The organism is Actinopolymorpha pittospori (assembly GCF_014873875.1).
Taxonomy (GTDB): domain Bacteria; phylum Actinomycetota; class Actinomycetes; order Propionibacteriales; family Actinopolymorphaceae; genus Actinopolymorpha; species Actinopolymorpha pittospori.
Genome location: NZ_JADBEM010000001.1, coordinates 8,460,856 through 8,484,744, shown reverse-complemented (window position 1 = coordinate 8,484,744; position 23,889 = coordinate 8,460,856). Strand labels below are relative to the sequence as shown.

Annotated in this window: 22 protein-coding genes and 2 pseudogenes; 22 read left to right on the top strand and 2 right to left on the bottom strand. The window is 71.3% G+C overall.

The features are described 5' to 3' along the window. Positions 1 to 34 precede the first annotated feature (34 nt). The 16 genes from pabB (at position 35) to HEB94_RS39285 (ending at position 15,617) form a co-directional block, all read left to right on the top strand. A complete protein-coding gene (gene pabB / locus HEB94_RS39360; protein WP_192754544.1) occupies positions 35 to 1,507 on the top strand; it encodes an aminodeoxychorismate synthase component I in 1,473 nt (490 codons plus the stop codon). Between the two features lie 317 nt (positions 1,508 to 1,824). Beyond that, positions 1,825 to 3,234, top strand: a complete 1,410-nt coding sequence (locus HEB94_RS39355; RefSeq protein WP_192754543.1) for an ammonium transporter — start codon at positions 1,825 to 1,827, stop codon at positions 3,232 to 3,234. Then, a complete protein-coding gene (locus HEB94_RS39350) occupies positions 3,231 to 3,569 on the top strand; it encodes a P-II family nitrogen regulator (RefSeq protein ID WP_192754542.1) in 339 nt (112 codons plus the stop codon). The genes HEB94_RS39355 and HEB94_RS39350 overlap by 4 nt, the downstream gene beginning before the upstream one ends. A 12-nt stretch (positions 3,570 to 3,581) precedes the next feature. After that, a complete protein-coding gene (locus HEB94_RS39345; protein WP_192754541.1) occupies positions 3,582 to 6,005 on the top strand; it encodes a [protein-PII] uridylyltransferase in 2,424 nt (807 codons plus the stop codon). Between the two features lie 169 nt (positions 6,006 to 6,174). Next, on the top strand, positions 6,175 to 7,776 hold the full coding sequence (gene ffh / locus HEB94_RS39340; RefSeq protein WP_192754540.1) for a signal recognition particle protein: 1,602 nt from the start codon (positions 6,175 to 6,177) through the stop codon (positions 7,774 to 7,776). After that, on the top strand, positions 7,773 to 8,864 hold the full coding sequence (locus HEB94_RS39335; RefSeq protein WP_192754539.1) for an amidohydrolase family protein: 1,092 nt from the start codon (positions 7,773 to 7,775) through the stop codon (positions 8,862 to 8,864). Before ffh ends, HEB94_RS39335 begins: the two co-directional genes overlap by 4 nt. 311 nt (positions 8,865 to 9,175) lie before the next feature. After that, entirely contained in the window at positions 9,176 to 9,709 is a 534-nt protein-coding gene (gene rpsP / locus HEB94_RS39330; RefSeq protein ID WP_192754538.1) for a 30S ribosomal protein S16, read from the top strand. A gap of 4 nt (positions 9,710 to 9,713) precedes the next feature. Further along, on the top strand, positions 9,714 to 9,962 hold the full coding sequence (locus HEB94_RS39325) for an RNA-binding protein (protein ID WP_192754537.1): 249 nt from the start codon (positions 9,714 to 9,716) through the stop codon (positions 9,960 to 9,962). 118 nt (positions 9,963 to 10,080) lie between these two features. Further along, on the top strand, positions 10,081 to 10,704 hold the full coding sequence (gene rimM, locus HEB94_RS39320; protein ID WP_192754536.1) for a ribosome maturation factor RimM: 624 nt from the start codon (positions 10,081 to 10,083) through the stop codon (positions 10,702 to 10,704). 13 nt (positions 10,705 to 10,717) lie between these two features. After that, a complete protein-coding gene (trmD, locus tag HEB94_RS39315) occupies positions 10,718 to 11,515 on the top strand; it encodes a tRNA (guanosine(37)-N1)-methyltransferase TrmD (protein ID WP_192754535.1) in 798 nt (265 codons plus the stop codon). Between the two features lie 215 nt (positions 11,516 to 11,730). Further along, positions 11,731 to 12,090: a 50S ribosomal protein L19 gene (gene rplS / locus HEB94_RS39310; protein ID WP_192754534.1), complete on the top strand. Its 360-nt coding sequence runs from the start codon at positions 11,731 to 11,733 to the stop codon at positions 12,088 to 12,090. Positions 12,091 to 12,113: 23 nt separating this feature from the next. Next, entirely contained in the window at positions 12,114 to 13,040 is a 927-nt protein-coding gene (lepB, locus tag HEB94_RS39305; protein ID WP_337918240.1) for a signal peptidase I, read from the top strand. Positions 13,041 to 13,061: 21 nt separating this feature from the next. Beyond that, positions 13,062 to 13,868, top strand: coding sequence for a ribonuclease HII (locus HEB94_RS39300; RefSeq protein ID WP_192754533.1), 807 nt, complete (start codon positions 13,062 to 13,064; stop codon positions 13,866 to 13,868). After that, complete coding sequence (locus tag HEB94_RS39295) at positions 13,865 to 14,194, top strand: DUF2469 domain-containing protein (RefSeq protein ID WP_192754532.1); 330 nt, start codon at positions 13,865 to 13,867, stop codon at positions 14,192 to 14,194. The genes HEB94_RS39300 and HEB94_RS39295 overlap by 4 nt, the downstream gene beginning before the upstream one ends. Continuing rightward, a complete protein-coding gene (locus tag HEB94_RS39290) occupies positions 14,194 to 14,754 on the top strand; it encodes an LURP-one-related family protein (RefSeq protein ID WP_192754531.1) in 561 nt (186 codons plus the stop codon). Before HEB94_RS39295 ends, HEB94_RS39290 begins: the two co-directional genes overlap by 1 nt. Before the next feature lie 68 nt (positions 14,755 to 14,822). Further along, positions 14,823 to 15,617, top strand: a complete 795-nt coding sequence (locus HEB94_RS39285; RefSeq protein ID WP_192754530.1) for a ribonuclease activity regulator RraA — start codon at positions 14,823 to 14,825, stop codon at positions 15,615 to 15,617. Between the two features lie 90 nt (positions 15,618 to 15,707). Here HEB94_RS39285 and araD read toward each other — a convergent pair whose 3' ends face one another. Both araD and HEB94_RS39275 read right to left on the bottom strand, forming a co-directional pair. Continuing rightward, positions 15,708 to 17,432, bottom strand: coding sequence for an L-arabinonate dehydratase (araD, locus tag HEB94_RS39280; RefSeq protein ID WP_192754529.1), 1,725 nt, complete (start codon positions 17,430 to 17,432; stop codon positions 15,708 to 15,710). Positions 17,433 to 17,473: 41 nt separating this feature from the next. Continuing rightward, positions 17,474 to 19,156 carry a thiamine pyrophosphate-dependent enzyme gene (locus HEB94_RS39275; protein ID WP_192754528.1) on the bottom strand — a complete coding sequence of 561 codons (1,683 nt, stop codon included), beginning with the start codon at positions 19,154 to 19,156 and terminating at the stop codon, positions 17,474 to 17,476. Positions 19,157 to 19,453: 297 nt separating this feature from the next. Here HEB94_RS39275 and HEB94_RS39270 point away from each other — a divergent pair, with 297 nt between their 5' ends. From HEB94_RS39270 to HEB94_RS39255, 6 genes and pseudogenes are all read left to right on the top strand, one after another. Next, positions 19,454 to 19,708, top strand: a complete 255-nt coding sequence (locus tag HEB94_RS39270) for a YraN family protein (RefSeq protein WP_337918583.1) — start codon at positions 19,454 to 19,456, stop codon at positions 19,706 to 19,708. Between the two features lies 1 nt (position 19,709). Beyond that, positions 19,710 to 20,060: pseudogene (locus HEB94_RS55135) on the top strand (magnesium chelatase domain-containing protein); the annotation flags it as partial. After that, complete coding sequence (locus tag HEB94_RS39265; RefSeq protein ID WP_425550392.1) at positions 19,942 to 21,339, top strand: YifB family Mg chelatase-like AAA ATPase; 1,398 nt, start codon at positions 19,942 to 19,944, stop codon at positions 21,337 to 21,339. The pseudogene HEB94_RS55135 and the gene HEB94_RS39265, both read left to right, overlap by 119 nt. Further along, positions 21,336 to 21,518 (top strand): hypothetical protein, encoded by a 183-nt coding sequence (locus HEB94_RS49790; protein WP_202896789.1) that lies wholly within the window; start codon positions 21,336 to 21,338, stop codon positions 21,516 to 21,518. The genes HEB94_RS39265 and HEB94_RS49790 overlap by 4 nt, the downstream gene beginning before the upstream one ends. A 146-nt stretch (positions 21,519 to 21,664) precedes the next feature. Next, positions 21,665 to 22,623: pseudogene (gene dprA / locus HEB94_RS54960) on the top strand (DNA-processing protein DprA). Positions 22,624 to 22,806: 183 nt separating this feature from the next. Continuing rightward, positions 22,807 to 23,856: a tyrosine recombinase XerC gene (locus tag HEB94_RS39255; RefSeq protein ID WP_337918239.1), complete on the top strand. Its 1,050-nt coding sequence runs from the start codon at positions 22,807 to 22,809 to the stop codon at positions 23,854 to 23,856. Positions 23,857 to 23,889 lie beyond the last annotated feature (33 nt).

The window sequence follows — 23,889 nt, the reverse complement described above, 5'->3', positions numbered from 1 at the left end:
TGTCTTCTCCACCCCCGGGCGGCATGCTGGTGCGGTGACGAGCTGGTCCCTGCGCTGCCGTGAGCTGGCGTTCCCCGTGGACACCGAGCGGGCGTTCGCGGCGCTCTTCGGTGTCGGCAGATGGGCGTTCTGGCTCGACAGCAGCCTGCTCGGGGGCTCGGCCCGCTACTCCGTACTGGGAGAGTCCGCGGGGCCGCACGAGGAGGTGCTCACCGAGCGCGTCGGCGAGGGCGGGGAGACCATCTTCGACCGGCTGGAACGCCGGCTCGCCGACCGCCGTCGTGTCGATGTGCCGGACGAACTCCCCAGGGAGCTCGCCTGCGGCTACGTCGGCTACTTCGGGTATGAGCTGAAGGCCCACGACGGCGCGGCGGGCCCGCACGTCTCGCCCCTGCCGGACGCGTGCTGGCTCGCCGCGACGAGGTACGTCGGGGTCGACCACGAGGAGCGGCGTACGTGGGTCGTCGAACTCGTCGCCGACGGCGAACCCGCCGCCTGGTTGGAGGAGGCCGCCGCCATCCTCACCGACCTGGCGGCCGCATCGGAGTCGGCCGGGCAGGTGGAGGAGCCGGGCGCCGCGCGGCCGGGCGGGAGCCGGCCGGGGGTGCCCTCCGGCGGTTCCGGCCCGGAGCCGGAGCCCTGGCTGGACCGTCCGCGTGACGCCTATCTGCGGGACGTGGAGACCTGTCTGGCCAGGCTGCGGGCGGGGGAGAGCTACGAGATCTGCCTCACCAACACCGTCGAGATGCCCTTCACGGGCACGCCTCTGGAGGTCTACCGGCGGCTGCGGCGCCTCAATCCCGCCCCCTACGCCGCGTACCTGCGCCTGGACGGCGTCCACGTCCTCTCGGCCTCACCGGAACGCTTCCTCACCGTGGACCGCGAGGGATACGCCGAGAGCCGGCCGATCAAGGGAACCGTGCCACGCAGCGGAGATCCCGGGTTGGACGAGCTCGCCCGCAAGGAGCTGTTGACGAGTACCAAGACCCGGGCCGAGAACCTCATGATCGTCGACCTCGTACGCAACGACCTCGGCCGGGTCTGCGAGCCGGGCAGCATCACCGTGCCGGCGTTCCTGGCCCTCGAGTCCTACGCCACCGTGCACCACCTCGTCTCCACGGTCCGCGGCCGGCTGCGCGCCGAGGTCGGTCCGGTCGGTGCCGCCCGCGCCTGTTTCCCGCCGGGATCCATGACCGGTGCGCCGAAGCTGCGCACGATGCGGATCCTGGACGAGCTCGAGTCCCGCGCCCGCGGGATCTACTCCGGTGCGCTCGGTCAGTTCGGGTTGACGGGTACGGCTGACCTGAGCGTGGTGATCCGGACCGCGGTGATCCACGAGGGACGGGTCACCGTGGGGGCCGGCGGCGCGATCGTGCTCGACTCGGATCCGGTCGAGGAGTGGGACGAGATGCTGGTCAAGGCCGCCGTGCCGCTGCGTGCCCTTCCGCCCGCCCCGGAGACAGCGCCGGAGACAGCGCCGGGAAACGCCCCGGAACGGACCTTCTAGCCGCGGTCGCGACATCGCCGATCCGCCCCGGGACGCCGGTTTTCCGCGGAAGACGGTGACTGAGGTCGCAGGCGTCGGAACTCCCGGTGGCGACGCCGGCAGGGCGGCCGTGGTTCACACGGATTTCACATTGCCGGGGTGTTCCGTCATCGCGCCGCAACAACGGGCTCGTGCCGACGAAACACGGGGCGACCAGTCTTGCCGAATCCTCGAGAGCCCGCCCGGCGGCCGTCGAAGCCGTCGATGGTCCCGGTCACCGGGCTCCCGCATCTCCAGCACCTGACCAGCTCCGGACCCTCTCCACAGGAGGAGACACGATGCCCGAGCTCAGTGCCGGCGACACCGCCTGGGTGTTGGCCAGTGCCGCCCTTGTCTTACTGATGACTCCCGGACTGGCGCTGTTCTACGGCGGCATGGTCCGGGCCAAGGGCGTGCTCAACATGCTCATGATGAACTTCGCCGCGATCGGCGTCGTGAGCATCCTCTGGGTGCTCTACGGCTACTCGCTGTCGTTCTCGACCGACGTCGGTGGGGGACTCATCGGTGGCCTGGGCGAGGTCGGCCTGAAGGGACTGCTGGGCGAGAACTCGCTGGTCGGCACCATCCCGTCCACGGTCTTCGTCGCGTTCCAGGCGATGTTCGCCATCATCACCGTCGCCCTGATCTCGGGTGCGATCGCCGACCGGACGAAGTTCAGCGCCTGGATCGTCTTCATCGTCGCCTGGGCGACCATCGTCTACTTCCCGGTCGCGCACTGGGTGTTCTTCTTCGACGAGGGCAACGGCGGCTGGATCGCCGACCGGTTGAAGGCGCTCGACTTCGCGGGTGGAACAGCGGTCCACATCAACGCCGGTGCGGCCGGCCTCGCGCTCGCCCTGGTCCTCGGCAAGCGGGTCGGCTGGCGTAGGGAGCCGATGCGTCCGCACAACCTGCCGCTGGTCCTGCTCGGTGCGGGTCTGCTGTGGTTCGGGTGGTTCGGCTTCAATGCGGGTTCCGCCCTCGCCGCCAACCACTTCGCCGGTGTGGCGTTCATCAACACCCAGGTCGCCACGGCGGCCGCGCTCCTCGCCTGGATCCTGGTCGAGAAGTTCCGGGACGGGAAGGCCACGACCCTCGGCGCGGCGTCCGGTGCGGTCGCCGGCCTGGTGGCCATCACGCCGGCCTGCGCCTCGGTCACCCCGGTCGGGGCGATCCTGGTCGGCCTGGTCGCCGGTGTGCTGTGTGCGCTCGCCGTCGGGTTGAAGACGAGGTTCGGCTTCGACGACTCCCTCGACGTGGTGGGTGTCCACCTCGTCGGCGGTCTGGCCGGCACGCTGCTCATCGGTCTCCTCGCCTCGGCGACAGCCCCGGCCGGAGTCGCCGGTCTCTTCTACGGTGGTGGGTTCGGCCAGCTGTGGCGGCAGATCGTCGCGGCCGCGGCCGTCCTCGCGTACTCCTTCGTCCTGACGTACGTCATCGGCAAGGTCATCGACAAGCTGATGGGCTTCCGGATCAGCGCCGACGACGAGGTGAGCGGTATCGACCTCGCCGAGCACGCGGAGACGGCGTACGACTTCAGCACGATCGGTGGCGGCTCCCGCGGCCACTTCATGCGCGAGACCATGAGCCTGAGGTCCGAGCACGGCCCGAGCTCCTCCGCGGAGGAGTCGACAGAGTCGGCCGAGAAGCCGGCGGTGGACTCGGCCGGGGAGTCGGCTGAGGACAAGGAAGGGAGCGTGACCCGATGAAGCTGGTGACCGCCGTCATCAAGCCACACCGGTTGGACGAGGTACGCGCCGCACTCGAGGCGTTCGGCGTCTCCGGCATGACGGTCACGGAGGCGAGCGGGTACGGACGCCAGAAGGGCCACACCGAGGTCTACCGCGGTGCGGAGTACGAGATCGACCTGGTGCCGAAGGTTCGACTCGAGATCGTGGTCGATGACGCCGACGTCGACGACATCGTGGACGTCGTGGTGAAGAGCGCCCACACCGGCAAGATCGGTGACGGCAAGGTCTGGGTCGTCCCCGTCGAGAGCGTGGTCCGGGTTCGGACCGGCGAACACGGACCGGAGGCGCTGTAGGACTTGCCGACGATGCCCGCATCGACGCCGGTTCCCTCCGCCCGCGAGCTGCTGACCCAGGTCGGCCGCTCGCGGGCGGAGCGTACCCGCGGTGCCGACGAGCGGCTTCGCTCGCTGCTCGCCGACGCGCTGACGGCCACCGAGACCACCGCGAGCGGCGTCTGTGTGGTGGCCCTCGGCGGCTACGGCCGAGAGGAGCTGTCCGCGGCGAGCGACCTCGACGTCCTGCTGCTCCACGACGACCGCTGCCCAGACGTCGCGGCGATCGCCGAGCGGCTGTGGTACCCGCTCTGGGACGACCGGATCGCGCTCGACCACAGCGTCCGCACGCTCGACGAGACCCTCACGGCCGCCGCCGGTGACCTGCGCTCGGCCCTGTCGCTGCTCGACGCCCGGCACGTCGCCGGGGACGCCGCGCTGACGATCCAGTTGCGGACGACGTTGCTGGCGGCATGGCGGCGTACGGCACCTCGCCGGCTGCCCGAGCTGGAGGAGAGCGTCCGGGAGCGGGGGGACCGGGTTGGGGAGATCGCCGCCCTGCTGGAGCCGGATCTGAAGGAGGCCCGTGGTGGCCTGCGCGACGGCGTGGTCCTTCGGGCGCTCGCCGCCACCTGGCTGGTGGAGGTGCCCCAGGCGAACGCCGCGCGGATCCGGGAGGGCCTGCTCGACGTCCGCGACGTCCTGCACGAGGTCTGCGGGCGCCGCCCGACCGACCGGCTGCTCGCCGACCTGCAGGCGGATGTGGCGGCCGGGCTCGGGCTCGCCGACCGGGACGCCCTGCTCCGACACGTCTACCAGCTCGGCCGCACCATGAGCCACCTCTCCGACGTCACCTGGCGGCGGGTAGGGCGTGCGCTCGCCGGCCGGTCGGTCCGGCGTGGTGCCCGTTCCCGCCAGCGCCCGGGTCCCGTACTCACCCCGGTCGCGCCCGGCGTCGCCTCGGTCGACGGCGAGGTGGTCCTCGCTCCCGACGCGCGGCTCGGCACCGACCCGATGCTGCCGCTGCGCGCCGCCTACGCGGCTGCCGACCGTGGCCTGCTGCTCGCCCCGCACACCGCCGACCGGCTGGCCGGTGCGCACCGGCCGCTGCCCACCCCGTGGCCGGACGAGGCTCGCCGGCTGTTCACCGCGCTCCTGGGCGCCGGGCCGGACCTGCTCCCGGTCTGGGAGGCGTGCGACCAGGCCGGACTCGTCGCGGACCTGGTGCCCGAGTGGGACCGGGTGCGGTGCGCCCCGCAGTACTCGCCGGTCCACCGGCACACCGTCGACCGGCACCTGCTCGACACCTGCGTCCAGGCCGCCCGACTGGTCCGCTGGGTCTACCGGCCGGACCTGCTGCTCGTCGCCGCCCTGCTGCACGACATGGGCAAGGGCGACGGATCGCCCGACCACAGCGTGACCGGCGCGCGGATCGCGGCCCGACTGGCGCCCCGGTGGGGCTTCGACGCCGACGACACGGCCACGCTCGTCCTGCTCGTCCGCCATCACCTGTTGCTGGCCGACACGGCCACCCGGCGCGACCTCGACGACCCGACCACGATCAAGCAGGTGGCGGCGGTGGTCCGGGACGCGGACACCCTGGAGCTGCTCGCCGCACTGACCGAGGCGGACGCGCGGGCGACCGGTTCGGCCGCCTGGACACCGTGGCGGGCGGCACTCGTCGAGCGGCTCGTCGACCGGGTGCGCCGTACGCTCGAACGCGGCCAGCTTCCCCAACCCGGCCCGCTCGCGACCTGGCAGCGGCTGCTCGCGCAGCGCGGCGGGTTGGACGTGGTGATCGAGCCGCGGGAGGGGGGAGAGGTCGGCGCCAGCCAGCTGACGGTCGTGGCGCCGGACCAGATGGGCCTGCTCGCGACCGTGGCCGGCGTCCTCGCGCTCGCCCGGCTCTCCGTCCGCTCCGCGTCGGTCCACACCCTGGACGGCATGGGTGTCTCGATCTGGTCGGTCTCCGGTGATCCGCCGGAGCGGGCCGTGCTGCGCGAACGCCTGACCGCCGCGCTGGCCGGCGGCACCGACCTCGCCGACCGGCTGGCCGGCCTCGACGCGGCGTACGCGACCTCTTCGAAGGGTCGGACCCGCAGGCGAGGCGGCGTGGGCACGGCAGGCGCGGGACCGGTCGGCGCGGCTCAGAACGGTGCCGGCGCCGACGCTGCCAGTGCCGACGGCGCGGACGTCGCTGCCGCGCAGGTGCGGGTCGTCGGCGGAGCGTCCACGGCGGCCACCGTGCTCGAGGTACGCGCACACGACCGTCCCGGGTTGTTCCACCACGTCTGCGCGGTGCTCGCCGCCGCGGGGTGCTCGGTGCGTTCGGCCCACGTGAGCACCTGGGCCGACAACGCGGTCGACGTCTTCTACCTGACCCGGCCCGAAGGAGGTCCGCTCGCGGACACCACGGCCGCGGAGATCTCCCGGTCGGTGCGGAAGTCCCTCGCATAGGGGACGTACAGGGCGGAAGATCCTGCCGGCTGACGCTCGCGCAGGTCGGCATGTATCGTCAGAAATCGCACGAGACGACCCCAACCATGCGGCGGCCCGCCCATCCCGGCCGGACAGACGGCTACTCTGGCAGGACCCCACCACGTCGAGCGAGGACCAGACTGCCACCGTGTTCGCGACACTTCAGGATCGCCTCGAGGCGACGTTCAAGCGGCTCCGCAGCAAGGGCCGGCTCACCGACGCTGACCTCGATGCCAGCGCGCGGGAGATCCGGATCGCGCTGCTGGAGGCCGACGTCGCGCTGCCGGTCGTGCGTGCCTTCATCGCCCAGCTCAGGGAACGCGCCCGCGGCGCCGACGTCCACCAGGCCCTCAACCCGGCCGAGCAGGTCATCAAGATCGTCAACGAGGAGCTCATCGAGATCCTCGGCGGTGACACGCGCCGGCTGCGGTTCGCCAAGACTCCGCCGACCGTCATCATGCTCGCCGGCCTGCAGGGTGCCGGTAAGACCACCCTCGCGGGCAAGCTCGGCCGCTGGCTGAAGGCGCAGGGTCACCAGCCCCTGCTCGTGGCGGCCGACCTGCAGCGCCCCAATGCCGTCCAACAGCTCGAGGTCGTCGGCGAACGCGCCGGGGTCGCGGTCTTCGCACCCGAACCCGGCAGCGGTGTCGGCGACCCGGTCGACGTGGCGCGCCGAAGCATCGAGCACGCCCGCACCAAGCTGTACGACGTCGTGGTCGTCGACACCGCCGGCCGGCTGGGTGTCGACACCGAGATGATGCAGCAGGCGACCGACATCCGCGATGCGGTGAAGCCGGACGAGATCCTCTTCGTCGTCGACGCGATGATCGGTCAGGACGCCGTCACCACGGCCGAAGCCTTCCGGGACGGTGTCGGCTTCGACGGCGTGGTGCTCTCCAAGCTCGACGGCGACGCCCGCGGCGGTGCCGCGCTCTCGGTCCGACACGTCACCGGCCGGCCCGTGATGTTCGCCTCCAACGGCGAGAAGCTCGAGGACTTCGACGTCTTCCACCCCGACCGGATGGCTTCGCGCATCCTCGGCATGGGCGACGTCCTCACCCTCATCGAGACGGCCGAGAAGGCGTTCGACCAGGAGCAGACGGCGCGGGTCGCCGAGAAGCTCAAGACCGAGCGCGGCTTCACCCTCGAGGACTTCCTCGCCCAGATGCAGGCCGTCCGCAAGATGGGCTCGCTGTCGAAGATCCTCGGCATGCTTCCCGGGCTCGGCGACATCCGCAACCAGGTCGACCAGCTCGACGACCGCGAGCTCGACAAGGTCGAGGCGATCATCCGTTCGATGACGCCGGCGGAGCGCGACGACCCCAAGCTCATCAACGGCTCGCGGCGTTCCCGCATCGCGGGCGGCTCCGGCACCACGGTCACCGACGTCAACCTGCTGGTGGAGCGGTTCCTCGAGGCCCGCAAGATGATGAGCCAGCTCAGCCAGGGGAAGGGCGTGCCGGGCATGCCCAACATCCCCGGCATGGGAGCGATCGGCGGCGGCAACCGCAAGGCCAAGAAGGCCAAGGGCAAGGGCAAGAAGGCGCAGCGCGCCGGTCGGTCCGGCAACCCGGCCAAGCGGGCCCGTCAGGACGCCGTGACCGCGCAGGAACGCCCGGAGAGCGACGCCCTACCGCCCGCGTTCGGAGGCGACGGCCTGCCCGACCTGACGCGCGGCCCCGCGGAGGTTCCCGAGGGCTTCGAGCTGCCGAAGGAGCTGCGCGACCTGCTGCCGAAAGACGGCAAGTGACGGGTCCGACGACGCGAGCACTACGGGTCCGGGGCGTCGTCCTCCCCGACGGTGAGCACCGTGACATCTACGTCGTCGGTGGGCGGATCAGTTACAGCCCGGTCGCGGACGCGGAGCTCGTCGCCGAGGGCTACATCGTGCCGGGCCTCGTCGACGCCCACTGCCACGTCGGGCTGGACGCCGAGGGTGCGGTCCCACCCGCTGCACAGGAGCTCCAGGCGCTCACCAACCGTGACGCGGGGACCCTGCTGATCAGGGATGCCGGAAGTGCCGCGGACACCCGCTGGATCGACGACCGGGAGGACCTGCCCCGGATCATCCGGGCGGGCCGTCACATCGCCCGGACCAAGCGCTACATCCGCAACTACGGTGCCGAGATCGAGCCGCACGAGCTCGTCGACACGGTGGCCGAGCAGGCTCGACGCGGCGACGGCTGGGTCAAGCTGGTCGGCGACTGGATCGACCGCGACGTCGGTGACCTCGCGCCCTGCTGGCCCGGCGACGTCCTCGCCGACGCCATCGGGAAGGCGCACGAACTCGGCGCCCGGGTGACCGCGCACGTGTTCGGGGAGGAGTCCCTGCCCGACCTGCTGGCGGCCGGCATCGACTGCCTCGAGCACGGCACCGGACTCTCGGACGAGCTGATAGGGATGATGGCCGAGCGTCAGGTGGCGCTGGTGCCGACCCGTCGACAGATCGACAACTTCCCGACCTATGCCGCGCACGGTGAGTCGAAGTTCCCCGCCTACGCACGGCACATGCGCGACCTGCACGCGCGGGTCGACGACACGCTGCGCTCCGCCCACGAGGCGGGTGTGCCGATCTACGCCGGAACCGACGCCGGTGGCGTCCTGCCGCACGGGCTGCTCGCGACCGAGATCCGGATGCTGTCCGAAGGCGCCGGGCTCTCGGCGTACGACGCTCTCGGGGCCGGGTCGTGGCGCGCTCGGAAGTGGCTCGGCATGCCGGCCGACCTCGCCGAGGGCGCTCCGGCCGACTTCGTGGTCTACTCCCACGATCCGATCGAGGACGTCCGCGTCCTCGTGGCCCCGGCACGGGTGGTGCTGCGCGGGAAGGTCGTCGTCTAGGTCGGGTCGCACGACCCGGGCTGGAGCCGGTCCCGCCCGCGGAGACTTCGTGGACGCCGCGGCGTTACTCGTTTCGCAGGACTTTTGTCCAGGTTCGCCCCGCATGGATCAGCGCCGGAAGCAGAGGTCCGGCGACGAGTAGTACCGCACGGTGAAGGAACGCCGCCTCGTCTGGCAGAATGGGCCGCCGAGTCCGTCCCGTCGCGAGCCCTCTCACTCCGCGGCTGGTCGACTCCCTTCGAGAGGCCGGATTCGCACCCCACGCGGTTCCGACCGCTCACCCTTCATCCACACAGGGAGACTCCACACACGTGGCCGTCAAGATCAGGCTGAAGCGCATGGGCAAGATCCGTGCGCCCTACTACCGGATCGTCGTCGCCGACTCGCGCACCAAGCGTGACGGCAAGACGATCGAGCAGATCGGTAAGTACCACCCCAAGAGCGACCCGAGCTTCATCGAGGTCGACTCCGAGCGTGCACAGCACTGGTTGTCCGTGGGGGCGCAGCCGACCGAGCCCGTCGTCGCGATCCTGAAGCGCACCGGTGACTGGCAGAAGTTCAAGGGCGAGCCCGCGCCCGAGCCGCTGAAGACAGTGGCGCCGAAGGCCGACAAGCGCATTCTCTTCGACGAGGCGTTGCGCGACGCCCACCTCGAGCCGCAGGCCGAGGCGGTCAGCAAGTCGAGCCGCAGCAGCAAGCCCAAGGCCGAGAAGGCTGAGCCTGAGAAGGCTGAGAAGGCTGAGAAGGCCGAGAAGGCTGAGCCTGAGAAGGCCGAGAAGGCCGAGCCTGAGAAGTCCGAGGCCTCCGCGCCCGCGGAAGCCACGCAGGACGAGAGCGGAGCCTGACCCGATGCTCGTCGAGGCACTGGAGCACGTGGTCCGGGGCATCGTCGGTCACCCGGACGACGTCCGGGTGACCACCCGGGAGCTTCGCCGCGGCCGGACGTTCGAAGTGCGGGTGCACCCCGAGGACTTCGGTCGGGTGATCGGGCGTCGTGGGCGCACCGCGCACGCCATTCGCACCGTGGTCGGTGCACTCGACAAGGGTCGCAGCCCGCGCATCGACTTCGTCGAGGCACGCGGTCGCACCGGCCGCTGACCCTACGGCTTCGCCGGGGCCGGCGGCGCCCCTTTTCCCGACGACCTGGCACACGTCACCGGTCGTCCACCGAAACGGGGCGCCGCCGGCCCTTTCACGTCTCGCGGAGGCTGTCCTCATGGAGTTGCTCGTCGGCAAGATCGGTCGCGCCCACGGGCTCCGCGGCGAGGTCGCCGTGCAGGTGCGCACCGACCAGCCGGAGGACCGGTTCGCGGCGGGCATGGTGTTCGACACCGATTCCGGTCCCCTGCGTATCGACTCGTTGCGCTGGACCAGCGGCCGGCTGCTGGTCCACTTCGAGGGAGTGACCGACCGGACCGGCGCCGAACGCCTGCGCGGCACGTCCCTGGTCGCCGACGTCTCCGACGACGAGCGGCCCGAGGACCCCGAGGAGTTCTTCGACCACCAGTTGGTCGGGCTGCACGCCCAGACCGTCGGAGGAGAGGACGTCGGCGAGGTCGCGGAGGTGCTGCACCTTCCGATGCAGGACGTGCTCGCCGTCCGAACGCCGGAGGGCCGGGAGATCCTGGTCCCCTTCGTCGCCGCGATCGTGCCCGAGGTGGACCTCGACGGGGGCCGGGTGCTGCTCGATCCGCCACCTGGTCTGCTCAGGCCCGAGGAGGAGGAGCCGTCCGCGGACACCGGCACGCCGGGCGATGCGGGCGCGGGCGACACCGACCGATCGACCGGAGCTGGACCATCGACCGGAGCTGGACCATCGACACAGGGTGGGTCGGCGTGAGGAGGGAAGTCCGATGAGGCTCGACGTCGTCTCGATCTTCCCCGACTATCTCGCCCCGCTGCGGCTCTCCCTGGTGGGGAAGGCCGCCGAGGCCGGCACGCTCGACCTGCGTGTCCACGACCTGCGCGACTGGACCCACGACCGGCACCGCACGGTGGACGACACCCCCTACGGCGGGGGCGCCGGCATGGTCATGCGGCCCGAGCCCTGGGGCGAGGCGCTCGACGCGCTTGCCCCGGAGGGCGGTCCGCAACCCCGGCTCGTCGTACCGTCGCCCGCCGGGACGCCGTTCACCCACCGCCTCGCCGAGGAGCTCGCGGCCGAGCCGTGGCTGCTGTTCGGCTGCGGCCGCTACGAAGGCATCGACCAGCGCGTCACGGAGTACGCCAGGCGCCGGATGCGTGTCGAGGAGGTGTCCCTTGGTGACTACGTGCTCGCCGGGGGTGAGGTGGCCGTCCTCGTGATCGTGGAGGCGGTCGCCCGGCTGCTCCCCGGCGTGCTCGGAAACCCGGAGTCCCTGGTCGAGGAGTCGCATGCCGCGGGGCTGCTGGAGTACCCCGTCTACACCAAGCCAGCGACCTGGCGGGAGGCCGAGGTCCCGCCGGTCCTGCTGTCCGGACACCACGGTCAGATCGCACGGTGGCGCCGCGACGAAGCCTTACGACGTACGGCCAGGCGCCGGCCCGACCTGCTCCGCCGCCTGCCGGCGGGGGAGTTGGACACCCGCGACCGGGCGGTCCTCGCGGCCGAGGGCTGGTCGCCACCGGATCCGCCCTCCGCGGTGCGTCCCGGCGCCGACCCGGCGCCCTGAGCTGGTGCCTCGACCCGGATCGGCGCCCCAGGATGTCCTGACTCGATGTGGGTGTTCCCAGGTCCATGTGCCACACTTAGCCGCTGGCCGGCGCTCGTTCGCGCCGCAGCCGATCGCGTTCCTGCCGCAGGGGGGACGCCCGGGCATTCGCCCGAACCGCACCGAAACGTGCTGACCACGACCGATGGTGACCTGTGGCACCACGAGGAGATGACATGACCACGCTCGATGCCATCGACGCCGCCGCGCTGCGGTCCGACATTCCCGAGTTCCAGCCCGGCGACACGCTGAAGGTGCACGTCAAGGTCGTCGAAGGAAACCGGACCCGCGTCCAGGTCTTCCAGGGCGTTTGCATCAAGCGCGTGGGTGCCGGGATCAAGGCCACCTTCACCGTCCGCAAGGTCAGCTTCGGCGTGGGCGTGGAGCGTACCTTCCCGGTCCACAACCCGATCCTCGACAAGATCGAGGTCGCGACCCGCGGTGACGTGCGTCGCGCGAAGCTCTACTACGTCCGTGGGCTGCGTGGGAAGGCCGCGAAGATCAAGGAGAAGCGCGAGTCCACACCCGCGAACTGACCCTCGCCGGTTAGGCTCGACGGGTGGACGAGCGCGACATCGCGGCTGACCGAGAGTCAGCTGCGGGGAGGACGCCGACGTTGCGGTCGAACGAAGAGTCCGACAAGGGTGATTCAGGGCGGCGCGGCGGCAAGGAGCGTTCTTTCTGGCGCGAGCTGCCGGTGTTGGTCGTCCTCGCTCTTGGTCTCGCTCTCCTGATCAAGACTTTCTTGATTCAGGCCTTCTACATCCCGTCCGAGTCGATGGAAAACACGCTGATCCCAGGAGATCGCGTTCTCGTCAACAAGCTGTCCTACCGGCTGGGCGAGGTCGAGCGTGGAGACGTGATCGTCTTCAACGGTGCGGACTCCTGGGAGAGCGAAGTCGTCATCGAGGAACCCTCCGGCGCCCCGCAGAAGGTCCTCCGCCAGATCGGGGAGCTGTTCGGCTTCGCGACGGTGGGTGAGAAGGACTTCATCAAGCGGGTGATCGGTCTGCCCGGTGACCACGTGGTCTGCTGTGACAAGCAGAACCGCGTCACCGTCAACGGCAAGCCGATCGCCGAGACCGGCTATCTCCACCCCGGTGACCCGCCGTCCCAGATGCCGTTCGACATCCGGGTGCCCGCCGACCGGCTGTGGGTGATGGGTGACCACCGCTCCGCCTCGGCTGACTCCCGCTCCCATCTCGGTGACCCGGGCGGCGGAACCATCCCGATCGACCACGTGATCGGTCGCGCCTTCGTCGTGGTCTGGCCACTGGACCGGATGACGCTGCTCAGCCGTCCCCCGTCCTTCGCCGACGCCGGGCTCGCGGCCGGTCCTGCGCCGCCTGCCGGGCAGACCGCGACCGTCCCCGGTGCGCCGCTCGCGGGCGCGGCACCGTTCCTCGCCGCGTCCGGCATCGTCTTCCCGTTGGCCGGGCTGCGTCGCGGGTTGCTGCGGCGCCGCCGATCCCGGGCTGGTCGCTGACCGGACCGAGGAGGTCGGGCCATGCGTACGGAACGCCGGGTGGTGGTCCGCCGAGATTCGGGCCTCTACGCCTACGAGCGTGCCCTCATCCGCGGCGGACTCGCCCCGGTGGCCGGTGTCGACGAAGCCGGCCGGGGCGCCTGTGCCGGACCGCTCGTCTCGGCTGCGGTGATCCTGCGCGAGGGCCGGCGCGGGGAGGTTCCAGGCCTCGCCGACTCCAAGCTCCTCACCGCCGCAGCGCGGGAACGCTGCTACGCCGAGGTCGTACGCCGGGCGGTGGCCTGGTCCGTCGTCGTCGTACCCCCCGCCGAGTGTGATCGGCTCGGCATGCACCGGGTCAACATCGAGGCCCTGCGGCGCGCGCTGTTCGCCCTGGAGACCCGACCGGCCTACGTCCTCACCGACGGGTTCCCGGTGGACGGCCTGGGTGCGCCCGGGCTCGCGGTGTGGAAGGGTGACCGGGTCATCGCGTGCATCGCCGCCGCGTCGGTCGTCGCCAAGGTCACCCGGGACCGTCTGATGAAGGACCTCCACGAGCGTTACCCGCAGTACGACTTCGCGACCCACAAGGGTTACTGCACGGCCGATCATCAGGAAGCACTGGATCGCTACGGACCGTGTCCGGAGCATCGGCTCCGTTACGTCAACGTTCTTCGGGCAGCTGGGCGCGATCGGACCGGGCCGCCGCCGGGGGATGGCGGGTCGATGGGTGAGAATGGTCCCGAGGCGGCTGTCGCCGTCGACGAAGACGATCTATTCACTGACAACGAGGACCTGGTGAGTGTGACCACGGGGAGCCGGCATCGGGGAGGGGAGCGCGCGCAATGAGCGCCGAAGACCTCGAAAAGTACGAAACCGAGATGGAGCTCCAGCTCTACCGCGAATACCGCGACGTCGTAGGGATCTTCAAGTACGTCGTCGAGACGGATCGTCGGTTCTACCTCGCCAACCATGTCGACCTGAAGGTCCGCAGCGAGGGCGGCGAGACCTACTTCGAGGTCACGATGTCTGACGCCTGGGTGTGGGACATGTACCGTCCTGCCCGTTTCGTGAAGAACGTCAAGGTCGTGACATTCAAGGACGTCAACGTCGAGGAGTTGGCCAAGAGCGACTTCGACGTTCCGAAGGATGACGGTCCCTTCGGGGGCCGGTGATGGACGACGCGGAGTTCCAGTCCGCGGAGCGGTTCGAGGTGCGACAGCGGTTCACCATGATGGTGAACCGCTACGAGGTGTGGACGTCCGGGCAACGGGTGGCGATCGCCCAGCAGAAGCGGATGGCGTTCCGTGAGCAGGTCATGCTGTACGCCGACGAGGAGCGGAGCGTCCCGCTGTTCGGGTTCAAGGCCCGCTCGGTCGTCGACCTCGGCGCGACCTACGACGTGACCGCCGCGGACGGCACACCGGTGGGCTGGTTCCGCAAGGACTTCGCCCAGTCCTTCCTGCGCTCGACCTGGCACCTTGGCCAGCCCGGTCTGGGTGAGTGTGTCGGCCAGGAGCGCAGCCAGGTGGTGGCGATCGCGCGCCGCGTCCTGGACTCCCTTCCCTGGCCCTACCACTTCGACTTCCAGACCCCTGACGGTCGTCCGGTGATGTCGGTCGAACGCCGGTTCGGACTGCGAGACCACTACGACGTCACCGTGAGCGACCCCACCATCGACCGCCGGTTGGTGTGCGCGATGGCGGTCGGGCTCGACGCGTTGCAGGCGCGCTGACGCGCCCACACGCCTGGACTCAGAAGCAAACGAGCGGGCGCCCCGTGCGCCGGGACGGAGAGGTCCGGATGGATGACGCGCAGGCACCCGCGGGCGGGGCGGACGGCGGGCGGGTGGCCACGGGCCAGGGAGCTCCGGACGAACCCCTACCCGCGGAGGTCCTCGCGGCACTGCGCCTGGTGTCGACGGCGACGCTGACCACCCAGCTGATGGCCCGCGGCCTGCGCAACACCTTCCTGGTCGGACTCCGCCCGCTGAACTCGGGCAGCCCACGCATGGTCGGTACGGCGTTCACCCTCCGCTACATCCCGGCCCGCGAGGACCTCGACGTGCTCAGCGTCTTCCGCGACCCCGAGCACCCCCAGCGCAAGGCCGTGGAGTCGGTGGGGCCCGGCCAGGTCCTGGTCATGGACTGCCGCGGCCGGGGCCGAGCCGCGTCGTTGGGCGGAATCCTGGGCACCCGGCTGCTGCGGCGCGGAGCCGCCGGCGTGGTGACCGACGGAGCGGTGCGCGACTCGCCCACCTTCGCGACGCTCGGGCTCCCGGCGTACTCCGCTGGCGTGTCCGGCACCACCAACCTCGTCCAGCACCACGCCGTCGACATGCAGGTCCCGATCGGCTGCGCCGAGGTGGCGGTCTATCCCGGCGACGTCATGGTGGGCGACGCCGAGGGTGTGGTCTGCGTCCCGCGCGAACTCGCCGCCGAGGTCGCTTCGGACGCGGTGGCGCAGGAACACCTCGAGGAGTTCGTCCAGGCGCAGATCGAGGCGGGCGCGGCCCTGCCGGGCGTGTATCCGCCGAACGACGCGACCATGACCCGCTACCGCGCCTGGGCGGTCGACAACCCCCCGCCGCTCGGCTGACCTGGCCCGGGGAGCCGGTCCGGTGGTCCGGCTCCCCGTCTGTCAGCGCGGCCGGTCGCTCGCTTCACCGGCTCGATTCGGGAGACGCACCTAGCGGCTCTCGGGTGCCGCGTTCGCTCCCTCCCGGGCGAGGAAGTCGAAGTCGCAGCCTTCCTCGGCCTGGGTGATGTGGGAGAGGTACAACGCGCCGTAGCCTCGACCGTACGACGGAGCCGGCGCCTCCCAGTGCGCCCGCCGTTCGGCGAGCTCCTCGTCGGAGAGCGCGACGTCGAGCCGGCGTGCCTCGACGTCCAGCGTCACCAGGTCGCCGTCACGCAGGAGCCCGAGCGGTCCGCCGACGTGGGACTCCGGCGAGACGTGGAGGACGCAGGCGCCGTAGCTGGTGCCGCTCATCCGCGCGTCGGAGATCCGCAGCATGTCGCGGACCCCCTGCTTCAGCAGCCGGTCCGGGATCGGCAGCATGCCGTACTCCGGCATCCCGGGCCCGCCGTGCGGCCCCGCGCCACGCAGCACCAGCACTGTGTCCGCGGTGATCGGCAACGACTCGTCGTTGATCCGGCGCTGAAGGTCCTGGTAGCCGTCGAAGACCACCGCGGGACCGGTGTGCCGGTGGAAGCGCGGCTCGGCCGCCGCGTGCTTGATCACGGCGCCGCCGGGCGCGAGGTTGCCGCGGAGGACGGCGAGGCCCCCCTCGGGCCAGACAGGCTTGTCGAGGGAGCGGATGACGTCGGAGTTGTAGACGTCCGCGCCCTCGATGACCTCACCGAACGTGTGTCCTGTGACGGTGGGGCGGTCCAGGTGGAGCAGGTCGCGCAGCTGGGAGAGCAGCCCGCGCAGGCCGCCGGCGTAGTAGAAGTCCTCCATGAGGTAGGCGCCGGTCGGCCGGATGTTGGCGAGCACCGGCACCCGCCGGGAGAGCTCATCGAAGTCGTCCAGGCTCAGCTGGACCTGGCCACGTCCCGCCATCGCGATCAGGTGGATGACGGCGTTGGTCGAGCCACCGAGCGCCAGGACAGTGGTCACCGCGTCGAGGTAGGCCCGTCGGTCGAGGATCTGGGAGGGCCGGCGGTCCTCCCACACCATCTCGACGATCTGCCGCCCGCTCGCGGCGGCCATCCGGGGGTGCGCCGAGTCCACGGCCGGAATGGAGGCCGCGCCGGGAAGCGTCATCCCGAGCGCCTCGGTGGCCGAGGTCATCGTGGACGCCGTTCCCATCGTCATGCAGTGCCCGGGTGAGCGCGCGATGCCCTCCTCGATCTCGCCCCACTCCTGGTCGCCGATCACACCCGCGCGCTTCTCGTCCCAGTACTTCCACACGTCGCTGCCACTGCCGAGCACCGTGCCCCGCCAGTTGCCGCGCAGCATCGGACCGGCCGGGACGTAGATCGAGGGAACGTCCATGCTGACCGCGCCCATCAGGAGGGCGGGAGTCGTCTTGTCGCAACCGCCGAGCAGGACGGCGCCGTCGATCGGGTAGGACCGCAGGAGCTCCTCGGTCTCCATCGCCAGCAGGTTGCGGTAGAGCATCGTGCTCGGCTTCTGGAACGGCTCCGACAGCGAGATCGCCGGCAGCTCCACGGGGTAGCCGCCGGCCTGCCAGACGCCCCGCTTGACCTCCTCGGCCCGCTGCCGCAGGTGGGTGTGACAGGGGTTGATCTCGCTCCACGTGTTGATCACGCCGATGACGGGCTTGCCCATGTGCTCCTCGGCGGCGATGCCCATCTGGCGGGTGCGCGACCGGTGGCCGAAGGCACGGAGTCCTGGATCGCCGTACCACGCGTGGCTACGGAGGTCCTCTGGGCGGATGCGAGGCAAGACGGCCTTCCCTTCTAGGGCAGCCTCGGGCTGCTCTGCGGCTACAACATCTCAGACAGTCGTCGACCCGGCGCGATCACGTCAGGGTCGGTGCGGACGTCCACCACGCAGGGACGGCCGCATCGGAGGGCCTCCCGCAGGGTGGCATCGATCTGGGTGGGGTCGTCGATGGTCAGGCCGTGTGCGCCCAGGCCCCGTGCCCAGGCGGCGAGGTCGAGCCGACCGATGTCGACGCCCGCGAGCCGGCCCTGGGTCGCCGCCTGGTGCATGGCGATCGTGCCGTACATGCCGTTCTGGAAGGCGAGGACGACGATCGGGGCGTCGTACCGTAGCGCGGTCTCGATCTCCTGGCCGGTCATCAGGATCCCGCCGTCGCCGACGAGGGCGACGACGGAGCGTTCCGGAGCGGCGAGCTTCGCCGCCACGGCGGCGGGAACGGCGTAGCCCATCGCCCCGTTGCACGGGGCCAGCAGGCGGTGGCTGGTGCGGAACCGCCAGTACCGGTGGAAGAAGGCCGAGAAGTTGCCGGCGTCGTTGGTGAGGATCACGTCGTCGGGGGCGACTTCGCGCAGGCCGGTGATGACGGACGCCGGGTGGACGCGGCCCTTCGTGGTCTCGCCGGAGGGCGCGGCGTGGTCGGGCGGGACGGCGTACTCCCTTGCCGCGTCGTGGTAGGGCACCCAGTCGCGCTTGGTCATCGCGCCGGGCTGGGTCGCGAGCCCGTCGAGAACGGCGCGCGGGTCGGCCTCCAGTCGGGTAGTCCGGCCGGGATGGTGGGGGACCGGGAGCCCCGTGCCGAGCATCACCAGGTGCTGGTGCGGCAGTGGATAGCGGTAGTTCTGCGAGGTCACCGCGTCCAGGCGGGTGCCCGCCACGACCACGACGTCCGCGTCCCGCAGCGCCCGCAGGATCGAGTCGGGTACGCCGAGACCGAGATGACCGAGGAAGTGCGGGTGGTCCTCGTCGAAGCTGTCCTGGCGGCGGAAGGCCGCGTACACCCCGAACCCCAGTTGCTCGCTGGCACGCCGGAGCGAGTCTCGGCCGACCCGCTCACCCGGCCCGGTGATCACCACGGGAGCGCGTGCGGTCGCGAGCAGCGTGGCCAGCTTCTGGCTGGCCTGGGCGATCACCGCCCCGGCGACGACGGCCTCCGCCGCGTTCGCGACCACGACGTCCGGACCGGCCTGCGGGTGGAGGACGTGCGGAACGGCGCCCTCGAAGGTCGCCGACCAGAAGTCGGCCGGGACGCTCAGGGCGACCGGGCCGGGCCGGGCGCTGGTGGCGTCCCGGAAGGCGCGTGCGACCAGGGCCGGCACCTCCTCCGGACGCCACGGCTCCCTGGACCACGTGGTGATCGGGGCGTAGAAGCTCGCCAGGTCGACCTCCTGGAACGCCTCGCGCCCGCGGACCTCCGACTCGACCTGGCCGAGGATCGCGATCAGCGGAGTCTGGTCCTGCTGGGCGGTGTGGACGCCGATCGACAGGTTCGCCGCACCTGGGCCGCGGCTCGCGAGGGCGAGTGCCGGCCGTCCGGTCAGCTTCGCCTCGGCCTCCGCCATGAACGCCGCGCCCGCTTCGTGCCGCGTGGAGATCAGGCGTACACGAGGCTCGGCCTCCCACGCGTCGAGGAGGGGCAGGAAGGACTCGCCCGGGACGGTGTAGGCCGTGCGCACGCCCGCGTCGGCGAGGAGGCGTACGACAGTCCTGGCGACGGTCTCCGACATGCGACTGCTCCCTTCGGACCGCTCGGGTGCCCTCGCCCGACTGAGTCCCGTATATCAGGACCGTCCGACCCGGCACCCCGTCGCGCCCGGTTTTTGTCCACAGTCGGTACACCGGTCGACTGGTCCACAGGGCGTCCGCGCTCGCCGTCCTCACTCTCCCGCCCCGGCCAGAGTGGGCGCCGGAGGTGATCGCCCGTGCACGTGAAAGACCTGATCGGACGCCACGGCGAGGAGCTCGCGGTCCGGCATCTGCAGGAGGCCGGGTTCGTCGTCCTCGCGCGCAACTGACGCTGCGAGATAGGCGAGATCGACATCGTCGCCCGTGACGGTGACACGCTGGTCGTCTGTGAGGTGAAGACCCGCTCCGGGCTGGGTTTCGGCTCCCCGCTCGAGGCGGTGACCCGGGACAAGGCGGCTCGGCTGCGCCGCCTCGCCGGGCGCTGGCTCGCCGACCACGACGTGCGGCCCAAAGCGGTCCGCATCGACGTGGTCGGCATCCTGCGGCAGGCATCCGGGCCGGCCCGCATCGAGCACGTGCGCGGGGTCGACTGAGATGGCCCTCGCCCGTTCACGCTCGGTCGCCCTCACCGGAGTCGAGGGTCATGTCGTCGACGTCGAAGCCCACATCGGCAACGGCCTGCCCGGCTTCAGCCTGGTCGGACTCCCGGACGCGGCCCTGGCCGAAGCACGCTCCCGGGTCCGGGCGGCCGTCGCCAACTCGGGTCAGGGGTGGCCCCAGCGGAAGCTGACGGTCGCGCTGTCGCCCGCCACCCTGCCCAAGGCGGGTGCCCACTTCGACCTGGCCATCGCGCTCGCCGTGCTCGGCGCGGCCGAGGTGGTGCACCAGGACCGGTTGGACGCGGTCGTCCTGCTGGGTGAGCTCGGACTCGACGGTCGCCTCAAGCCAGTGCGGGGCACCCTTCCGTCGGTCCTGGCCGCCGCTGCCGCCGGCTGCCGCCGGCTGGCGGCGGTTCGTCGTACCGGAGCCGAACGTCGACGAGGCACGCTTGGTCTCCGACGTCGAGGTCTTCGGCGTCCGGTCCCTCCGCCAGGCCCTCGCCCTGCTGCGCGACGACGAGGTTCCGGACGAGCCGGCCTGTCCCCTCGACGACGAGGCCGCCCGAGCCGCCGAGCATGGTGTCCTGCCCCGGTCCGATCGACTTGCCGGGCTCGACCTCGCCGAGGTCCTCGGGCAGGCGACGGCCCGCAAGGCCCTGGAGGTGGCCGCCGCCGGCGGCCACCATCTGTCCATGTCCGGTCCGCCCGGCGCGGGCAAGACCATGCTCGCCGAGCGGATGCCTGGCCTGCTGCCCGATCTCGACCAGAGCGACGCACTCGAAGTGACGGCCATCCACTCCGTCGCGGGACTGTTGCCCTCACACGCGCCGCTGGTGGTCCGCCCGCCGTTCTGCGACCCGCACCATTCGGCCTCGCTTCCGGCGATCGTGGGCGGCGGTGCCCGAACGGCCCGGCCAGGTGCGGTGTCCCTGGCGCATCGAGGCGTGCTGTTCCTGGACGAGGCGCCGGAGTTCCGGCCGAGCGTGCTCGACGCTCTGCGTCAGCCGCTGGAGCACGGTGAGGTCGTGATTGCCCGATCCGCCGGGACGGCGCGGTTCCCGGCGCGCTTCCAACTCGTGATCGCGGCGAACCCGTGTCCGTGCGGACGGGCTTACGGCAAGGGGCTCTACTGCACGTGCACCCCGCAGGCGAGAAGCCGCTATCAGCACCGGCTGTCCGGACCGATCAAGGACCGCATCGACATCCTGCAGCTCGTCGAGCCGGTAGCCCGGGCCGAGATGGTCGCCGACCAGCGGCTGATCGAGCCGACCGCGGTGGTCGCCGAGCGGGTGCGGGAGGCACGGCAGCGACAGGCCTGGCGCTTCGACGGGCACCGCTGGTCGCTCAACGCCCACGTGCCCGGCTACGAGCTCCGCCGCCACTTTCCGCCCGAGCCCGACGCGCTGCCGCCCATCGAGAGCCAGCTCACCTCCGGCTGGCTCACCGCTCGCGGAGCCGACCGCGTGCTCCGTCTCGCGTGGACCTTGGCCGACCTGGGTGGACGCGACCGGCCCGGTCGACACGACGTTTTCGCCGCACTGACGCTTCGACTGGGACACGAGCCACCCTCGCGGGGCACGCGCGCCCGGGACGACTCGGCGGGGCGTGGGCGGAGGGTCGGATGACCGCGGCGGGAGACGGCGATCGCCTGGACGCGCGGATCGACTCCTGGAGCCAGGCCACGCTGGACAGCTCCAATGCGGCGGCGGCTACGTCGTCGACATCCAACCGGCCCGAAGGCGTGTCGGAGGCGGAGCGTCGGGCACGTGCCGCACTCACCCGCCTCGGGGAGCCAGGTGACTGAAGCTCGCGCGCTTCGTCGCGGACCACGGCGCGGAGGCGACGTTCGAGGCGATCACGGTCGGCCTGTTCCCCGGCCGCAAGCTCGGCGACTACCAGGCCAGGCTGGGGGTCAGCGACCCTGACAGCGACCTGGAGCGAGCCGAAAAGGTGGGCGCGCGCCTGCTCTGTCCGGGCGACGCCGAGTGGCCGGAGTCGCTGGACGTGCTCGCCGTGGCGGGCACGATCGAGGGGCGGGAAGGAGCTCCACTGGCCCTGTGGGTACGCGGATCCGCCGACCTGCGTGCGGTGACGGCGCGCTCGTGTGCCGTCGTCGGTGCCCGGGCGGCGAGCGAGTACGGGCTGTACGTCGCCGCGGAGATGTCGTCAGGCCTCGCCGACCGGGGATCACCGTCGTCTCCGGCGGCGCCTTCGGCATCGACGCCTCCGCGCACAAGGGCAGTCTCGCCGCTGGCGGTCAGACGGTCGCGGTGCTCGCGTCCGGCGTCGACGTGCCCTAGCCGCGGGCGCACGAGCAGTTGCTCGCCCGGATCGCCGACGACGGGCTGATCCTCAGTGAGGTGCCACCCGGATCCACTCCTCGGCGGCCCCGATTCCTCATCCGCAACCGACTGATCGCCGCGCTGACTCTGGGCAGCGTGGTCGTGGAGGCGGCGCTGCGCAGTGGCGCGCTCAACACCGCGTTCTGGGCCGAGCGCTGCCACCGGGAGGTCATGGCGGTTCCCGGGCCGGTGACCTCCGTCTCCTCCGCGGGAGTTCATCGGCTGGTCCGCGACGGGGGTGCCGTCCTCGTCACCGATGCCGACGAGGTGGCGGAGCAGATCGGCTCGATCGGCTGCGATCTCGCTCCGCCCAAGGTCGGTGAGTCCCGACTGCGCGATCAACTCGACGCTCGCGCCCGGCAGGTGTTGGAGGCGGTTCCGGTCCTCCGTTCGATCGGGGTCGCTCGCATCGCCGGGCTGGCGGGTGTGGCGACGGAGGAGGTGCTCGGAGTGCTCGGCCAGCTCCTCCTGCTCGGATTCGTCGAGCGGCAGGGCACCGGTTGGCGCCTTTCGGCGCGGGAGCGAGACAACCGTCGGCACGCGACGACGGCCGATCGTGGCGGTTAGGGTGGCCGGGCCGCGGCGATTCGCATGCCTTTCCCTGGGGTGCTCGCAGCGGGGCGTACGGAGACGTGCGTGAGGTCGAGGTTCCACCCGGGCGCACACGTCCACCGTCGACGTCTGGTCGTGGCGTGACGGGCTCCGCGTGAGGTGGGCGTTGAGCCCGTGAGGGCGAAGGGAGCGGGTGAAGTGCCGACGCGGCCTGACACGGTGCTCGCCGACTTCGAACGCCATCTGCGCGTCGAGCGAGACATGTCCGAGCACACCGTGCGCGCCTACCTCGGTGACATCCGGAACCTCCTGTCCCACCTGCGCGACTCAGCCGCCCCCAGGGCGCGAGCTGGCGGGTCCCACTCCCATGGGGCCGAGCAGGTGGAGAGTGACCGCACCGACCACCGTGGCGCGGACAACGAGTCTGCCGGGGCCGAGGACCCTGCCGAGGCTGACGAGGCCGCAGACCTCGCGCGCATGGTCGAGGTGCTGGACATTCACGCACTCCGCGACTGGCTCGCCGCCGTCCACGCCAGCGGCCGTGCCCGTACGACGCTCGCGCGCCGCGCGGCCTCCGTCCGGACCTTCACCGCGTGGGCGCATCGGGTGGGCGTGCTCGCCGACGATCCAGGCCTGCTGCTCGGTACGCCGAAGCCGCACCGTTCACTCCCCGGCGTACTCCGCCAGGAGGAGGCACGTGCCCTCCTCGAGGTCGCGGCGCTCGCCAGCGACGACGGCAGCGCTGTCGGCTGCCGCGACCGTGCGATCCTCGAACTCCTCTACGCCACGGGTGTCCGTGTGGGCGAGCTCGTCGCGCTCGACGTCGACGACCTCGACGAGAGCCGCCGAGTGGTCAGGGTGCTCGGGAAGGGACGCAAGGAGCGATCGGTCCCGTTCGGCGTTCCGGCCGAGGAGGCCCTGCGTGACTATCTGCGACGTGGACGGCCCGGCCTCTGCACCGATCGCAGTGGTCCCGCCTTGTTCCTCGGAGCACGTGGAGGTCGGCTCGACCAGCGGGCCGTACGCCGACTTGTACACACTCGGCTCTCCGACGTTCCCGATTCTCCCGATCTCGCGCCCCACGGTCTCCGGCACTCGGCGGCCACGCACCTGCTCGAGGGCGGGGCCGACCTCCGCAGCGTCCAGGAACTACTCGGACACGCGTCCCTGGCGACCACCCAGATCTACACGCACGTCTCCGCGGAACGGCTACGCAGGGTCTACGAACAATCGCACCCGCGCGCCTAACCTTCGGAATCTCCCGGCCGAGTGGCAGAATCG

What these genes read in the sequence shown, in the direction of transcription:
- HEB94_RS39355 (WP_192754543.1), top strand. Translation starts at nt 1,825, where the DNA reads ATGCCCGAGCTCAGTGCCGGCGACACCGCCTGGGTGTTGGCCAGTGCC.
- HEB94_RS39350 (WP_192754542.1), top strand. Translation starts at nt 3,231, where the DNA reads ATGAAGCTGGTGACCGCCGTCATCAAGCCACACCGGTTGGACGAGGTA.
- HEB94_RS39345 (WP_192754541.1), top strand. Translation starts at nt 3,582, where the DNA reads ATGCCCGCATCGACGCCGGTTCCCTCCGCCCGCGAGCTGCTGACCCAG.
- HEB94_RS39325 (WP_192754537.1), top strand. Translation starts at nt 9,714, where the DNA reads ATGCTCGTCGAGGCACTGGAGCACGTGGTCCGGGGCATCGTCGGTCAC.
- rimM (WP_192754536.1), top strand. Translation starts at nt 10,081, where the DNA reads ATGGAGTTGCTCGTCGGCAAGATCGGTCGCGCCCACGGGCTCCGCGGC.
- trmD (WP_192754535.1), top strand. Translation starts at nt 10,718, where the DNA reads ATGAGGCTCGACGTCGTCTCGATCTTCCCCGACTATCTCGCCCCGCTG.
- rplS (WP_192754534.1), top strand. Translation starts at nt 11,731, where the DNA reads ATGACCACGCTCGATGCCATCGACGCCGCCGCGCTGCGGTCCGACATT.
- HEB94_RS39300 (WP_192754533.1), top strand. Translation starts at nt 13,062, where the DNA reads ATGCGTACGGAACGCCGGGTGGTGGTCCGCCGAGATTCGGGCCTCTAC.
- HEB94_RS39295 (WP_192754532.1), top strand. Translation starts at nt 13,865, where the DNA reads ATGAGCGCCGAAGACCTCGAAAAGTACGAAACCGAGATGGAGCTCCAG.
- HEB94_RS39290 (WP_192754531.1), top strand. Translation starts at nt 14,194, where the DNA reads ATGGACGACGCGGAGTTCCAGTCCGCGGAGCGGTTCGAGGTGCGACAG.
- HEB94_RS39285 (WP_192754530.1), top strand. Translation starts at nt 14,823, where the DNA reads ATGGATGACGCGCAGGCACCCGCGGGCGGGGCGGACGGCGGGCGGGTG.
- HEB94_RS39275 (WP_192754528.1), bottom strand. Translation starts at nt 19,156, where the DNA reads ATGTCGGAGACCGTCGCCAGGACTGTCGTACGCCTCCTCGCCGACGCG.
- HEB94_RS49790 (WP_202896789.1), top strand. Translation starts at nt 21,336, where the DNA reads ATGACCGCGGCGGGAGACGGCGATCGCCTGGACGCGCGGATCGACTCC.